This window comes from Desulfocastanea catecholica (assembly GCF_054657295.1).
Genome location: NZ_BAAHYZ010000176.1, coordinates 1 through 279 on the forward strand (window position 1 = coordinate 1; position 279 = coordinate 279).

1 protein-coding gene is annotated in these 279 nt (G+C 52.0%); it reads right to left on the minus strand.

Features of this window, described 5'->3' with window-relative positions; all coding sequences use genetic code 11:
- Positions 1–198 (minus strand): multiheme c-type cytochrome (locus ACYQ8U_RS23415; protein ID WP_459947954.1); only part of this gene is annotated, 198 nt, incomplete at its 3' end.
- Positions 199–279: the final 81 nt, after the last annotated feature.

Sequence of the window (279 nt, forward strand, 5' to 3'; positions counted from 1 at the left end):
CGCCGTTTGGTGATCAGTCCCGTGGCAGGTGGAGCAGGTGACATCGTTATGCGAGTGTTCGCTCACCTGCCAGTCCTGGACCTGTCCGGGTGACACCTTATTGTGACAATCGACACAGGCATCATTGGCTATTGCCGTGCCGGTCAGCAGCAGCAATGCAGCCGTGCAGCTGAACAGTACAATCCTGATTTTTTTCATTGTACCCTCCTGAAAGTGGAATAGAGAATGTTACTGGAGTTGACTTATCCGCCCCTCCGCCATTTGCCGACAATTTTGTAA